This is a genomic window from Streptomyces sp. NPDC001668 (assembly GCF_042893155.1).
In the GTDB taxonomy this organism is placed as follows: domain Bacteria; phylum Actinomycetota; class Actinomycetes; order Streptomycetales; family Streptomycetaceae; genus Streptomyces.
Map to the genome: position 1 here is coordinate 137,843 of NZ_JBIAUQ010000010.1, position 14,404 is coordinate 152,246.

Annotated in this window: 13 protein-coding genes; all 13 read left to right on the forward strand. The window is 69.8% G+C overall.

What is annotated here, in order from left to right:
* The first annotated feature begins 135 nt into the window (after positions 1-135).
* Positions 136-720 carry a TIGR03086 family metal-binding protein gene (locus ACFYZ8_RS28285; protein ID WP_388537902.1) on the forward strand — a complete coding sequence of 195 codons (585 nt, stop codon included), beginning with the start codon at positions 136-138 and terminating at the stop codon, positions 718-720.
* A gap of 74 nt (positions 721-794) precedes the next feature.
* On the forward strand, positions 795-1,550 hold the full coding sequence (locus ACFYZ8_RS28290; protein ID WP_359029671.1) for an MBL fold metallo-hydrolase: 756 nt from the start codon (positions 795-797) through the stop codon (positions 1,548-1,550).
* A gap of 160 nt (positions 1,551-1,710) precedes the next feature.
* Positions 1,711-2,367, forward strand: a complete 657-nt coding sequence (locus tag ACFYZ8_RS28295) for a GntR family transcriptional regulator (RefSeq protein WP_359029672.1) — start codon at positions 1,711-1,713, stop codon at positions 2,365-2,367.
* Positions 2,364-3,275 (forward strand): dihydrodipicolinate synthase family protein, encoded by a 912-nt coding sequence (locus ACFYZ8_RS28300; protein WP_359029673.1) that lies wholly within the window; start codon positions 2,364-2,366, stop codon positions 3,273-3,275. Before ACFYZ8_RS28295 ends, ACFYZ8_RS28300 begins: the two co-directional genes overlap by 4 nt.
* Positions 3,272-5,002: an L-arabinonate dehydratase gene (gene araD, locus ACFYZ8_RS28305; RefSeq protein ID WP_359029674.1), complete on the forward strand. Its 1,731-nt coding sequence runs from the start codon at positions 3,272-3,274 to the stop codon at positions 5,000-5,002. The genes ACFYZ8_RS28300 and araD overlap by 4 nt, the downstream gene beginning before the upstream one ends.
* 149 nt (positions 5,003-5,151) lie before the next feature.
* Complete coding sequence (locus ACFYZ8_RS28310; protein WP_388537905.1) at positions 5,152-6,087, forward strand: carbohydrate ABC transporter permease; 936 nt, start codon at positions 5,152-5,154, stop codon at positions 6,085-6,087.
* Complete coding sequence (locus ACFYZ8_RS28315; RefSeq protein ID WP_388537907.1) at positions 6,084-6,980, forward strand: carbohydrate ABC transporter permease; 897 nt, start codon at positions 6,084-6,086, stop codon at positions 6,978-6,980. Before ACFYZ8_RS28310 ends, ACFYZ8_RS28315 begins: the two co-directional genes overlap by 4 nt.
* Entirely contained in the window at positions 6,977-7,336 is a 360-nt protein-coding gene (locus ACFYZ8_RS28320; protein WP_388537908.1) for a hypothetical protein, read from the forward strand. Before ACFYZ8_RS28315 ends, ACFYZ8_RS28320 begins: the two co-directional genes overlap by 4 nt.
* Positions 7,333-8,523 (forward strand): Gfo/Idh/MocA family protein, encoded by a 1,191-nt coding sequence (locus ACFYZ8_RS28325; RefSeq protein ID WP_388537910.1) that lies wholly within the window; start codon positions 7,333-7,335, stop codon positions 8,521-8,523. The genes ACFYZ8_RS28320 and ACFYZ8_RS28325 overlap by 4 nt, the downstream gene beginning before the upstream one ends.
* On the forward strand, positions 8,520-9,365 hold the full coding sequence (locus ACFYZ8_RS28330; protein ID WP_388537912.1) for a PmoA family protein: 846 nt from the start codon (positions 8,520-8,522) through the stop codon (positions 9,363-9,365). Before ACFYZ8_RS28325 ends, ACFYZ8_RS28330 begins: the two co-directional genes overlap by 4 nt.
* Positions 9,366-9,388: 23 nt before the next feature.
* Positions 9,389-10,888 (forward strand): family 43 glycosylhydrolase, encoded by a 1,500-nt coding sequence (locus tag ACFYZ8_RS28335; RefSeq protein ID WP_388538091.1) that lies wholly within the window; start codon positions 9,389-9,391, stop codon positions 10,886-10,888.
* Positions 10,889-10,921: 33 nt separating this feature from the next.
* Positions 10,922-12,946: a pectinesterase family protein gene (locus ACFYZ8_RS28340; protein WP_388537914.1), complete on the forward strand. Its 2,025-nt coding sequence runs from the start codon at positions 10,922-10,924 to the stop codon at positions 12,944-12,946.
* A 56-nt stretch (positions 12,947-13,002) separates the two neighbouring features.
* The gene (locus tag ACFYZ8_RS28345) at positions 13,003-14,346 is read left to right on the forward strand and encodes an ABC transporter substrate-binding protein (RefSeq protein WP_388537916.1); all 1,344 of its coding nucleotides are present in this window, start codon (positions 13,003-13,005) and stop codon (positions 14,344-14,346) included.
* Positions 14,347-14,404 lie beyond the last annotated feature (58 nt).

The window sequence follows — 14,404 nt, forward strand, 5'->3', positions numbered from 1 at the left end:
CGACATCGTGGGTCTAAGGCCCCGGGGACGGGATGGGGCAGCTGCCCTGGATACCGGCGATGAGTTTTCGGGGCGCGCGCGGTCAACCCCTCACCACACCGGCAGCCGCTGCCCGGACACCACAAGGAGCACCGCATGACCGTCCCGCCCCTGGACCTCGGCCCGCAGACCCGCGTCATCGCCCTCCTGGCCGAAGGCGTCACCGACGACCAGCTCGGGAACACCACGCCGTGTCCCGCGTACGCGGTGCGCAACATGCTCGGCCACCTGCTCCACCTCTCCGCCGCCTTCCGCGACGCCGGCCGCAAGGACCTCGGCGCCACCACCGACACCCCGCCGACCGACTCCGTCCCGGACATCGGCCCGGGCTGGCGCGAGGACCTCCCCAAGGTCCTCGACGAACTCGCCGAGGCCTGGCGCGACCCGGCCGCCTGGACCGGCATGACCCGCGCGGGCGGGGTCGACCTGCCCGGTGAGGTCGCGGCGGCCGTCGCCGTCGACGAACTGGTCGTCCATGGCTGGGACCTGGCCCGCGCCACCGGCCAGGCGTACGATCCGGACCCCGCCGCGCTCCGGGCGACGTACACCTTCCTCCGGGCCTCCGCGGAGGACCCGGGCCGTGACGCCATCTTCGGGCCGATCGTCCCGGTGACCGAGGACGCGCCGCTGCAGGACCGGGCCCTGGGCCTGAGCGGGCGGAACCCGGGCTGGAGGCCGTAGACACGGGGGGCGACCTGCCGTAGACGAACGGAAACCGGCGGCGGGCGGCAGGTCCGGACCGTACGCTCCCCACCATGCCGCCCCTCAGCCTCACCGTCCTCGGTACCGCCTCACCGCACCCGGCGCCGGGCCGCCCCTGCTCCGGCTATCTGCTGCGTGGCGGGGGCGCCGAGGTGTGGGTGGACGCCGGGCCCGGAACCTTCGCGGAGTTGCAGCGGCACACGGATCCCTCCCGGCTGACGGCGATCTGGATCTCCCATCTGCACGCCGACCACAGTTCCGATCTGCTGTCCGCCGTGTACGCCTTCGCGTACGGCGGACTCACCCCGCCCGCCCCGATCCCGGTGTACGCGCCACCGGGCTGCGCCCACCGGCTCGCCGGGTTCTTCGGGCGCTCGGACGTGCGCTTCCTCGACGGCATTCTCGACTTCCATCCCCTGTACGACGGCCATGACGTCCGGCACTGGAACCTCCGGCTCGCCGCCCGGGCGGTGGCGCACGACACCGAGGCGTACGGGCTGCGGGCCGAATGCGCGGGGCGCGTCCTCGCCTACTCGGGGGACAGCGGGCCCTGCGCGGCCCTCGTCGAACTCGCCGCGGAGTCGGACGTGTTCCTGTGCGAGGCGGACATCGACCGCCATCGCGAAGGCGAACAGGTCCATCTGACCCCCGAGGACGCCGGTGACATCGCCCGCAAGGCCGGGGCGCGCGAGCTGGTCGTCACCCACGTCGGACCCACCCTGACCAGGGAGGCGGCGACCACACGCGCGGCCGCCGCCTTCGCCGGGCGCACCAGTACGGCCTTCGAGGGCGCCACCCGGCTTGTCTGACGGCTCACTTCACCGCAACTTCAACTTCCTTTGCCAGAAGCATTGACGAAACATCACGCCCCTCCTACCTTCAACGCGTCGTACTTCGTACGTCATATATGAGACGCGATACGCGAGATCAGATACGCAAGATCCGATACGCGAGATCCGAGAGGCGCGCATGACCTCTGTGCCCACGCCGATCCCCTCCCGCACGCAGTACGTGCTGGAGGAGATCAAACGCCGCATCCTCACCGGGCGCCTGACGCCTGGTCAGGCCCTGGTGGAGACCGAACTCGCCGCACAGTTCGGGGTGTCCAAGACCCCGGTGCGCGAGGCGCTCAAGACCCTGGCCGGGACCGGGCTCGTCGTGATGAGCCAGTACAAGGGCGTCACGGTGCGCATGGTGGACGCGGACATGGCGCGTGAGGTCTACGACGTCCGCCTGCTCCTCGAACCCGAGGCGCTCAAGCGGGCCGTGCGGCGCGGGGCGTCGCTGGATGCCGCCCGTGACGCCCTGACCCGGGCCGACGACGCCACCGACACCGCCGAACGCTCCCTCGCCAACCGGGAGTTCCACCGCTCGCTCTACCTGCCCTGCGGCAACCCGCTGCTCGGCCGGATGCTCGACGAGGTCCGCGACCAGGCCGCCCTGGTCTCCGCGGTCGCCTGGGCGGCCTCGCCCTCCTGGGAGCGGGAGGCCGGCGAGCACCGCGAGATCCTGCGGCTCGCCCTGGACGGCGACGCCGACGGCGCGGCCCGCGCCCTGCACGCCCACATCGCGTCCTTCGTCGAACGGGCGTTCCCCGGAGTACTGGACCAGGAAGGTCAGGAATGAGCAGCGAGACGTTCGAGACCCAGCGGACGGCCCTGGCCGACGTGGTGGCGATCCCGGTGACCCCGTTCGCCGAGGACGGCACCATCGACCAGGACGCCCACCGGGCCCTGCTGCGTCGGCTGCTCGACGGCGGGATCACCACCCTCACCCCCAACGGGAACACCGGCGAGTTCTACGCCCTCAGCCCCGAGGAGCGCCGCCTGGTCACGGAGCTGACCGTCGAGGAGTCCGGGGACCGGGCGGACGTCCTGGTCGGCGTCGGGCACGACCTGCCCACCGCCGTCGCCTCCGCCCGGCACGCCCGGGAGCTCGGCGCCGGGATGGTCATGGTCCACCAGCCCGTCCACCCCTACGTCTCGCAGAGCGGCTGGGTCGACTACCACCGCGCGATCGCCTCGGCCGTCCCCGAACTCGGGGTCGTCCCGTACGTCCGCAACGCCCAGCTCAGCGGCGACCGCCTCGCCGAACTCGCCGACGCCTGCCCGAATGTGATCGGCGTGAAGTACGCCGTCCCGGACGCGGCCAAGTTCGCCGCCTTCGCACGGGACGCGGGCCTTGAGCGGTTCGTGTGGGTGGCCGGGCTCGCCGAGCCCTACGCCCCCTCGTACTTCTCGGCGGGCGCCACCGGCTTCACCTCGGGGCTCGTGAACGTCGCCCCCGCCGTCTCGCTGAACATGATCGAAGCGCTTCGGTCCGGTGACTACCCGGCCGCCATGAAGGTCTGGGAGCAGATCCGCCGCTTCGAGGAACTCCGCGCGGCGAACGGCTCCGCCGACAACGTCACCGTCGTCAAGGAGGCCCTCGCCTCCCTCGGCCTGTGCCGCCGCGAAGTGCGCCCGCCCAGCCGCGAGTTGCCCGAGAGCGAGCGCTCCGAGGTCGCCGCGATCGCCGCCGGGTGGTCGATATGACCGACCGGAAGCGTCCCGAAGAGCTCAGGAGCCACCAGTGGTACGGCACCGAGGGCCAGTTGCGCACCTGGTCGCACAACGCCCGGATGCGCCAGCTCGGTTACGAGGCCGAGGAGTACCGCGGCCGCCCGGTGATCGCCGTCCTCAACACCTGGTCCGACATCAACCCCTGCCACGTCCATCTGCGCGAGCGCGCCGAGGCGGTCAAGCGGGGCGTGTGGCAGGCCGGGGGCTTCCCGCTGGAGTTCCCGGTCGCCACCCTCTCGGAGACCTACCAGAAGCCCACCCCGATGCTCTACCGCAACCTCCTCGCCATGGAGACGGAGGAGTTGCTGCGGTCGTATCCGATCGACGCGGCGGTGCTGCTCGGCGGCTGCGACAAGTCGACGCCGGCGCTGCTCATGGGCGCGGCCTCGGCCGACGTCACCTCGCTCTTCGTGCCCGCGGGTCCGATGCTGCCGGGGCACTGGCGCGGTGAGACCCTCGGGTCCGGCACCGACATGTGGAAGTACTGGGACGAGCACCGCGCCGGCAACCTGACGGACTGCGAACTGCGTGAGCTGCAAGGCGGGTTGGCGCGCTCCCCGGGCCACTGCATGACCATGGGGACCGCGTCCACGATGACCGCGGCGGCGGAAACCCTTGGCATGACCCTGCCGGGCGCGTCCTCGATCCCGGCCGTCGACTCCGCGCACGAGCGGATGGCCGCGGCCTCCGGGCGCCGCGCGGTGGAACTCGCCTGGACCGGGATCAAGCCGTCCGAGATCCTCACCCGCGAGGCCTTCGAGGACGCCGTCACCACGGTGCTCGGGCTCGGCGGTTCCACCAACGCGGTCATCCACCTGATCGCGATGGCGGGACGCTGCGGGGTCACGCTCACCCTCGACGACTTCGACCGCATCGCGCGCACCGTGCCGGTGCTGGCCAACGTCCGTCCCGGCGGCCAGACGTACCTGATGGAGGACTTCTACTTCGCGGGCGGCCTGCCCGCCTTCCTCTCCCGGATCACCGACCTGCTCCACCTGGACCGGCCGACCGTCAACGGCACCCTGGGCGAGCAGATCGAGGGAGCGGTCGTCCACAACGACGACGTCATCCGCACCCGCGAGAACCCGGTCGCCGACGAGGGCGGGGTCGCCGTCCTGCGCGGCAACCTCTGCCCGGACGGCGCCGTCGTCAAGCACATCTCCGCCGAGCCGCACCTGCTCAAGCACACCGGACCCGCGGTCGTCTTCGACGACTACAAGACCATGCAACGCACCATCAACGACCCGGAGTTGCACATCACCGCGGACAGCGTGCTGGTGCTGCGCAACTCCGGTCCCAAGGGCGGACCCGGCATGCCCGAGTACGGCATGCTGCCCATCCCCGACCATCTGCTCAAGCAGGGCGTGCGGGACATGGTCCGCATCTCCGACGCCCGTATGAGCGGCACGAGTTACGGCGCGTGCGTGCTGCACGTGGCCCCGGAGTCGTATGTCGGCGGACCGCTGGCTCTTGTCCACACGGGTGACATGATCACGCTCGACGTGGAGGCGAGGACGCTGCAACTCAACGTGGACGACGAGGAGTTGGAGCGCCGCCGCAAGGACTGGACGCCCCCGCCCAGCCGCTACGAACGCGGCTACGGCGCCCTCTACAACGACCAGATCACGCAAGCGGACACCGGCTGCGACTTCGAGTTCCTGGCCAGGCAAGGCAAGGTCCCAGATCCGTACGCAGGGTGACTGGTCCCACCTTCAGGGGCGCGGGGAACTGCGCGACCAGCCACAACGCACCCGCACCCGCCACACAACAACAAGTGGCACCCCACGCACAGCGAGAAAGCGCTTTCCGCACCACGAACGCAAGCCGTACCGAGAACGGAGCCTCTGTCATGGCCCAAGCCGCAGCCGTGGCGAAACCGCCCGCGCCACCCCGGCGGCGCCGTGCCTCCGCCACGCCGCGCAGGCTGCCGTACCTGCTGATCGCGCCGGCGGCCCTGCTGATGCTGGGCTTCATCGCCTACCCGGTCATCAGCGTCTTCTACTACAGCCTGCAGAACTACAACCCCACCAAGCCCTGGCGCAACGGATACGCGGGCTTCGACAACTTCGTCCAGATCTTCACCAAGGACCCGCAGTTCTGGGACACGCTGACCTTCAGCGCCAAGTGGGTCTTCGTCGAGGTCGGACTCCAGCTGCTGTTCGGCCTGGCGCTGGCGCTGATCGTCAACCAGACCTTCGTGGGCCGTGCGGTGGGCCGTGCGCTGGTCTTCTCCCCGTGGGCCGTGTCCGGGGTGCTGACCTCCGCGATTTGGGTGCTGCTCTACAACTCCCAGACGGGCATCACCCGTTACCTCGCCGACATGGGCGTCGGCTCCTACGGCACCAGCTGGCTGTCGGACACCTCCACCGTCTTCTCGGCGGCGGTCGTCGCCGACCTGTGGCGCGGTGTCCCCTTCTTCGCGATCCTCATCCTCGCCGACCTCCAGTCCGTCTCCAAGGACCTGTACGAGGCCGCCGAGGTCGACGGGGCCAGCACGCTCCAGCAGTTCTGGCACATCACGCTGCCCCACCTCAAGGACGCGATCATCCTGTCCACGCTGCTGCGCGCGGTGTGGGAGTTCAACAACGTCGACCTGCTCTACACCCTGACCGGCGGCGGCCCCGCGGGGGAGACGACCACCCTCCCGCTCTACATCGCCAACACCAGCGTCGACGCCCACAACTTCGGCTACGCGTCCGCCCTGACCACGGTCGCGTTCGTGATCCTGCTCTTCTGCTCGATGGTCTATCTGCGGCTGAGCAAGTTCGGAGGCGGTTCCAAGTGATCACCAAGGAGGCCACACAGGTCGCGCCCGCGCCCGTGCACGAGACTCCCGAACCGCCCCGGTCGGTGAAGCGCCGCCGCGCCTGGGACGAGGTCCCGCGCTGGCACATCTACCTGCCGCTGTCGATCTACCTCGTCTTCACCCTCATCCCCTTCTACTGGATCCTCCTCTTCGCGCTGCGCCCGGCCGGCTCGACCTCGCTCGTGCCCTGGCCGATCACCTTCGACCACTTCGAGAAGGTGTGGACGGAGCGGTCGTTCGGGACGTACTTCGAGAACAGTGTGTACGTCGGTCTCGCCACCCTGGTGATGACGACACTGGTCGCCCTGGCCGGGGGTTACGCCCTGGCGCGGTTCGACTTCAAGGTCAAGAACGCGTTCATGCTGGCCCTGCTCTGCTCCCAGTTCGTACCGGGCGCGCTGCTCCTGGTGCCGCTGTTCGAGATCTTCGCCGAGCTGAAGATGATCAACTCGCTGGGCAGTGTCATCATCGCCGAGACGGTCTTCCAGCTCCCGCTGTCGATGATCCTGATCAGCAACTTCATCAAGAACGTGCCGTACTCCCTGGAGGAGGCGGCCTGGGTCGACGGCTGCAACCGGCTGACGGCCTTCAGGATCGTCGTCCTGCCCCTCCTGCGCCCCGGCCTGATCGCCGTCGGCTCCTTCGCCTTCGTGCACTCCTGGAACCACTTCCTGTTCGCCCTGATGTTCCTCAACAACCAGGACAAGCAGACGATCCCGGTCGGCCTCAACACCCTGATGAGCGCGGACAGCGTCGACCTCGGCGCGCTCGCCGCAGGCGGCATCATCGCGGCCGTCCCTGTGGTGATCGTGTTCGCCTTCATCCAGAAGTGGCTGATCACGGGCTTCAGCGCGGGGGCGGTGAAGGGATGACACTCCGTCGGATCGCCGTGGGGGGCCTGGTGCTGGGCCTGGTGGGTGTCGTCGTCCGGTGCGAGGGGCGAACCGTGGGCCGTGCCCTCCTGAGGAGAAGCGACGCACGGGTGCCCGAGACACCGGGTGCGGCGGTCATCGACCGGGCGCGGTATCCCGCCGGAGGCGACGACGACCGCAACTCCCTCGGAGTCTCCACCGAGTCCGCGATCCACGCCGAGGACAACGCCTTCCACACCTCCGGTCACCTCACGGCGGACGTCGCCTGGACGCCTACCCTGCACACAAAGATCGACAGCGCCGCAGTGGCCGACCGACAGGTGGCGCGCGGCGCGGGCGCAGGGAGGATGCCATGAACACCGTGGACACCAGGAACACCGACGACACCCCGGGGACCGTGGACATCGTCCTGGCGGGCGCGCGCGGGCACGGCCGCTGGCACCTGGAGAACATCCGGCGACTTCAGGACAAGGGGATCGTACGGCTGGCGGGGATCTGCGAGCTGACCCCGCTGACCGGGGACGAGATCCCCGAAGGGCTGGGCACGCCCGAGCAGTCCGCCGACTTCGGCGCGCTCCTCGACTCCACCGGCGCCCGGATCGCGGTGATCTGCACCCCGATCCCGACCCACACGGACCTGGCGCTCGAAGCGGCCCGCCGAGGCGTGCACATCCTCCTGGAGAAGCCCCCGGCGCCGTCGTACGCCGAGTTCCGCCGCATGGCCGACGGGGTCGCCGCGGCCGGGGTGGCCTGCCAGATCGGCTTCCAGTCGCTGGGCTCGCACGCCGTGCCCGCGATCCGCGAGCTGGTCGGCCAGTGTGCGATCGGTGAGGTCACCGGGATCGGCGGGGCCGGTGCCTGGGCGCGTGCCGAGGCGTACTACCGGCGGGCGCCCTGGGCGGGCAAGCGGCGGATGAACGGCGTCGACGTGATCGACGGCGTGCTGACCAACCCCCTCGCCCACGCCGTGGCCACCGCGCTCGCCCTGAACGGCACCACCCGCGCCGAGGACATCACCCGCATCGAGACCGAGCTGCTGCGCGCCAACGACATCGAGTCCGACGACACCTCCTGCGTCCGCGTCACCACCGCGAACGGCCTCCCGGTCACCGTCGCCGCGACCCTGTGCGCCGAGGACCCCGACGAGCCGTACGTCGTCGTGCACGGCAGCCACGGCCGGATCACCTACTGGTACAAGCAGGACCGGGTGCTGCTCCAGCGGGCCGGCCACGGCCCCGAGGAGTACGAGTACGGCCGTACCGACCTGCTGGAGAACCTGGTCGACCATGTCACCGACGGCGACGAGCTCCTGGTCGTCCCGGAGGTGACCGGCGCGTTCATGAAGGTCGTCGAGGCCATTCGGACGGCCCCCGACCCGACCCCGCTCCCGGCCACGGCCTGGCACCTGCTCCCCGACGAGGACCGTCGTGTCGTCCCCGGCATCGACGGACTCGTCGCGGCCGCCGCCGACAACCTCGCCCTCTACTCCGAGCTGGGCGCCGACTGGGCCCGGCCACACGTCGCGAACGAGGTGAGCACATGACGACCCCCGATTCCGCGGTCCTGCGTGTCGCGGGCCGCCCGGTCGGCCGCTACGTCACCCGGCCCGAGCTGCCCGCCCGGCTCTCCCCGCGCCCCTACCTGCACCCCGTCACCACCCTGGCCGGCACGGCGGTCACCGAACTCAGCCCCGCCGACCACATCCACCACCTCGGCGTCGGTGTCGCCGTTCCCGACGTCGAGGGGCACAACTTCTGGGGCGGCCGCACCTACGTCCGCGACCAGGGCCCGACCGAGCTCGACAACCACGGCGCCCAGCGCCACAGCTCCTTCCAGCTGCGCGACCCGGACGGCTTCGTGGAGGAGCTGCGCTGGGTCGCCTCGGGAGCGGAGCTGCTGCGCGAGCGCCGTACCGTCGCGGCCACCGAACTGACCTCGGCCGCCTGGGCGTTGGACTTCACCTTCTCCCTCACCAATGTCACCCAGGACCCCCTGTCGATCGGCAGCCCGGCCACCAACGGCCGCCCGGGCGCGGCCTACGGCGGCTTCTTCTGGCGGGCCCGCAAGGAACAGGACGCGCCGGACGTCTTCACCGCCGACCGCGAGGGCGAGGCGGCGATCCACGGGACCCGCGCCGACTGGGTCGCGCTCACGGGCAGCACCTGGACGCTCGTCTTCGCCGGGGCCACCGACCAGACCCGCCGCGACCCGTGGTTCGTGCGCGCCGACGAGTACCCGGGCGTGGGCTCCTCCCTCGCCCACGACTCAAGGCTGCCGATCCCGCCCGGCGAGACCGTCGTACGCCGGATCGTCACCGTGGTCGCCGACGGACGCCTGCCCAAGCTGGAAGCGGCGGCCCTGGTGCGGAAGGCGGTCAGCCAGTGACGACCACGCCTCCGACCGCGCCGCTGACCTACACGAACCCCGTCCTGAACGCCGACTGGTCCGACCCGGACGTCATCCGCGTCGGCGACGACTTCTACCTCACCGCCTCCAGCTTCGGCCGCGTCCCCGGCCTGCCGCTGCTGCACTCCCGCGACCTCGTCAACTGGACGCTGATCGGCCATGCCCTCGAACGCCTGGAACCGGCGGGGGAGTTCACCAGGCCCCGGCACGACTGCGGGGTATGGGCACCTTCTCTCCGGTACCACGACGAACGCTTCTGGATCTTCTGGGGCGACCCGGACCAGGGCATCTTCCAGATCAACGCCCCCGGGATCAGGGGTCCTTGGACCCGCCCGCACCTCCTCAAGTCGGGCAAGGGCCTGATCGACCCGTGCCCGCTGTGGGACGAGGAGACCGGCGAGGCCTACCTCGTGCATGCCTGGGCCAAGTCCCGCTCCGGCGTCAAGAACCGCCTCACCGGCCACCGGATGGACCTCGACGGCCGGGAACTCCTGGACGAGGGCAAGGTGATCGTCGACGGGGACCGGATCCCCGGCTGGTTCACCCTCGAAGGACCCAAGCTCTACAAGCACGAGGGCTGGTTCTGGATCCTCGCGCCCGCCGGGGGAGTGGAGACCGGCTGGCAGGGGGCCTTCCGCTCGCGCGGCTTCTTCGGGCCGTACGAGGAGAAGGTGGTCCTGGAGCAGAAGGACACCGACGTCAACGGCCCGCACCAGGGCGGCTGGGTGCGCACCCCGTCCGGCCAGGACTGGTTCCTGCACTTCCAGCAGAAGGGCGCCTACGGCAGGGTCGTCCACCTTCAGCCGATGCGCTGGGGGGAGGACGGCTGGCCGATGCTCGGCGACGAGGGCGCCCCCGTCGCCGTACACGCGAGGCCCGAGCTGCCGCCGCAGCCGGACGCGGCGCCCGCCACCGGCGACGACTTCCCCGGCGGACGCTTCGGCCGGCAGTGGCAGTGGACCGCCAATCCGCAGCCCGGCTGGGCCACCCACCACTCCGGCGACGGACTGCGGCTCACCTGTGTCCGCTCGGCCGACGCGCACGACCTGCGCAAACTGCCGAACGTCCTCACCCAGCGACTGCCCGGCACACCATCGGCCGTCGAGGTGGAACTGCGACTGCACAGCGAGGAACCTGGTGCACGCGCCGGTCTCGCCGTCCTCGGGGACGCCTTCAGCTGGATCGGGCTCCAGCGCGGCGCCGACGGGAGCGTCCATCTCGTGCACCGGTTCGCCGAGGGCGTCGCCGAGCGGGAGCGGGACGCCGACCATCCGCGCTCCGCACCCACCGGAAAGGTCCGGTTGCGCATCGAGATCGGCACGGGGGCCCGCTGCCGGTTCTTCCACGACCTCGGCGACGGCCTGCGCTCTTCCGGACCCGTCTTCGCCGCCACCCCCTGGCGCTGGGTCGGAGCCCTGCTGGGACTGTTCGCCCTCGCGCCCGTCGGAGGAGGACACGCCGGAGCGGCAACCTTCTCGCACTTCAGGATCGACCACCTGTAACGGACCGAACCCGTAAGCCTGTTGGGAGCCGCAATGACGCAGCACCTTCATAGCAAGCGCTTGCAGAGACCGGGGTACGGCAGAGTCGTGGCCGCCGTACTCGGCCTCGTCGCCGCCCTGGGCCTCGGGGCGGCCGGAGAGGCGAAGGCGGCCCCCACCGCGCAGGTCTCCGGCGCGTCGGCCTCCGTGGACCGCTTCTCCGGCGCGTCGGCCTCCGTGGACCGCTTCGACGACCGGCCGCACGGCTTCGCCTCCCTCGCCGGCGGTACCACCGGAGGAGCCGGCGGCAAGGTCGTCACCGTCACCGACCAGGCCTCGCTGGCGAAGTACGCGGCGGCCGAGGAGCCGTACGTCATACGGGTCTCGGGAGCGATAGCCGTCGAACCCTTCGGCTCGGACATCGTCGTGACCTCGGACAAGACGATCATCGGCGTCGGCGACACCGGCGAGATCGTCCACGGCGAGCTGCATCTCAACCCCGGCACGCACAACGTGATCATCCGCAACCTGACGATCCGCGACTCGTACGTCGAGGGCGACTGGGACGGCAAGACCACCGACTTCGACGCCATCCAGATGGACACCGTCGACCACGTCTGGATCGATCACAACCGCTTCGAGCACATGGGCGACGGGCTGCTCGACATCCGCAAGGACAGCCGGTACATCACCGTCTCCTACAACCAGTTCACCCACCACAACAAGGCGTTCGGGATCGGCTGGACCACCAATGTCCTGACCGAGATGACGATCGACCACAACTGGTTCCGCGGCACCAAGCAGCGCAACCCCTCGGCGGACAACCTCGCCTACGCCCACCTCTACAACAACTACCTGTCCTCGCAGGTAGCCGACGGCGACCCGGTGTGGACGTACGGGAACTGGGCGCGCGGCAGGACGAGGATGGTCATCGAGAACAGCTACTACGACGGCGTCCAGCATCCCTACCAGGCCGACACCACCGCGGAGTTGGTGCAGCGCGGGTCGATCCTGAAGAACACCACCGGGCGAACGGACGCCTGGGGCAAGGCATTCGATCCGCGGTCCTTCTACGACTACCGGCTCGACCCGGCAGCCGCCGTGCCCTCACTGGTGTCGAGGTTCTCCGGCCCGCAGCGGCGGATCGGCGTGACCCTGCACGTCCCCGGCGACCACCCGACCGTGCAGGCAGCCGTGGACGCCGTGCCCGACGGCAACGCGGAGCCGGTGACGATCGCCGTCGCGCCGGGTACCTACCGGGCCAAGGTGTACATCCCGGCGACCAAGCCGAAGATCGTGCTCCAGGGGACTGGACAGGACCGGTCCGACACCGTCATCGTCTACGACACCCCCGCCGAGTACGGCGGTTCGACGGGCAGCGCGACGGTCCGGATCGCCGCGAACGACGTCACCGCCCGCCACCTCACCTTCAGCAACGACTTCGACGAGGCCGCGGTCGAGCTGAAGGGCGAGCAGGCCCTCGCGATGAAGACGACCGGCGACCGGATCGTCTTCGAGGACACCGCCTTCCTGGGCAACCAGGACACCCTGATGACCGACAGCCCCAAGCTGGACGTGATCAGCCGGGTCTACATCCGCGACTCGTACATCGAGGGCGATGTCGACTTCGTCTACGGCCGGGCGACCACGGTGATCGAACGGTCCGTGATCCGGGCGCTGAGCCGCGGCTCGGACACCAACAACGGCTACATCACGGCCGCTTCGACCTGGACGGGCAATCCGTACGGTTTCCTGATCACCCGGTCGAGGATCGTGAGCGACGCCCCGGACCAGAGCTTCCACCTGGGCCGGCCGTGGCACCCCGGCGGTGAACCCGCCGCCGTGGCCCAGGTGTTGATCCGTGACACGGCACTGCCGGCCGCGGTGAAGACCTCGCCGTGGACCGACATGAGCGGCTTCTCGTGGAGGGACGCGCGGTTCGCGGAGTACCGCAACACCGGACCGGGAGCCGCACCGAGTGCCGACCGGCCGCAGCTCGCCGCCGCCGACGCGAGGACGTACACCGTCGCGAACTACCTCAAGGGCACGGACGGCTGGGCCCCCCACGCCCACCACTGACTTCCCCCCACAGCTTCATGTCTCCGCTGGAATCAGAAGAAGAAGAGAGCCGATCAATGAAGATCAGTATCCGCAGAAGCAGGCGCGCTGCCATAGCCGTCGCCCTCGGGTCCGTCCTGGCGCTGACCGCCACCGCCTGCGGTGACGACGGCAGCGGGTCGGGCGGTGACAAGGGCGACGCGGGCAACGGCAAGGGAAAGATCGTCTTCTGGGACAACAACGGCGGTGTGCGCACCGACATCTGGAAGGAGGTCATCGCCGACTTCCAGAAGGCGAACCCGGACATCAAGGTCGAGTACGTCGGCATCGCGTCCACCGAGTACCAGTCCAAGGTCGACACCGCCATCCAGGGCGGGGGCCTGCCGGACGTCGGCGGCGTCGGTGCGGCCATGCTCGCCGGCTTCTCCGCCCAGAACGCGCTGGAGCCGCTGGACGACCGGCTCGCCAAGTCCTCGCTGAGCGGCAAGCTCAACGAGAAGATGGTCGAGTCGCTCAAGGCGGCGGGGGGTGGGGACGGGACCCTGTACTCGATCCCGACCTCCGCCAACAACGGTGTGCTCTACTACCGGACCGACCTGTTCAAGAAGGCCGGCCTCGACGAGCCGACGACCTGGGACAAGTTCTACGAGGCCGCGAGCAAGCTCACCAACTCCAAGAAGAACGAGTTCGGTTACACCATCCGCGGTGGTGCCGGGTCCATCGCCCAGGCCCTGGACGCGGCATACGGGCAGAGCGGGATCACCTCCTTCTGGAACGGTGACAAGACCACCCTCAACGACCCGAAGAACGTGGCGGCGCTGGAGAAGTACGCGGCGCTGTACAAGAAGGACACCCCGGCGGCCGACCTCAACAACGACTTCACCAAGATGGTCGCCCAGTGGGACTCCGGCACGATCGGGATGCTCAACCACAACCTGGGGTCGTACCAGGACCACCTGAAGGCGCTCGGGGCGGACAAGTTCCGGGGCATCCCGCAGCCGATCGGCGCCGGCGGCAAGAGGGTCCAGGTGTCCAACCCCGTCGACGGGCTCGGGATCTTCAAGAGCTCGAAGAACAAGGACGCCGCGTGGAAGTTCATCGAGTTCGCGACCTCGCACGCGGAGAACTCGAAGTTCAACAAGTCCGCCGGGCAGGTGCCGTCGAACAACGACGCCGCGAAGGACTCCTGGATCTCCGAGGCCGAGCCCACGAAGCTCGCCGCCGCCGCGCTGACCGACGGCTCCACCAGCATCGTTCAGCTGCCGTACTACCTGCCGGACTGGAACACCATCTCCAAGGCGGACAACGAGCCGAACTTCCAGAAGGTGCTGCTCGGGGACATGAGCGCCAAGGACTTCCTGGACACCATGGCTGAGCAGCTGAACAAGGCTCAGGCGGAGTGGAAGGAACAGAACGGCTGAGAGCTCGGGTGGTTCCGGACGTGGGGAGCTGCGGGTCCGCCGTGGCCGGTCGCGCAGT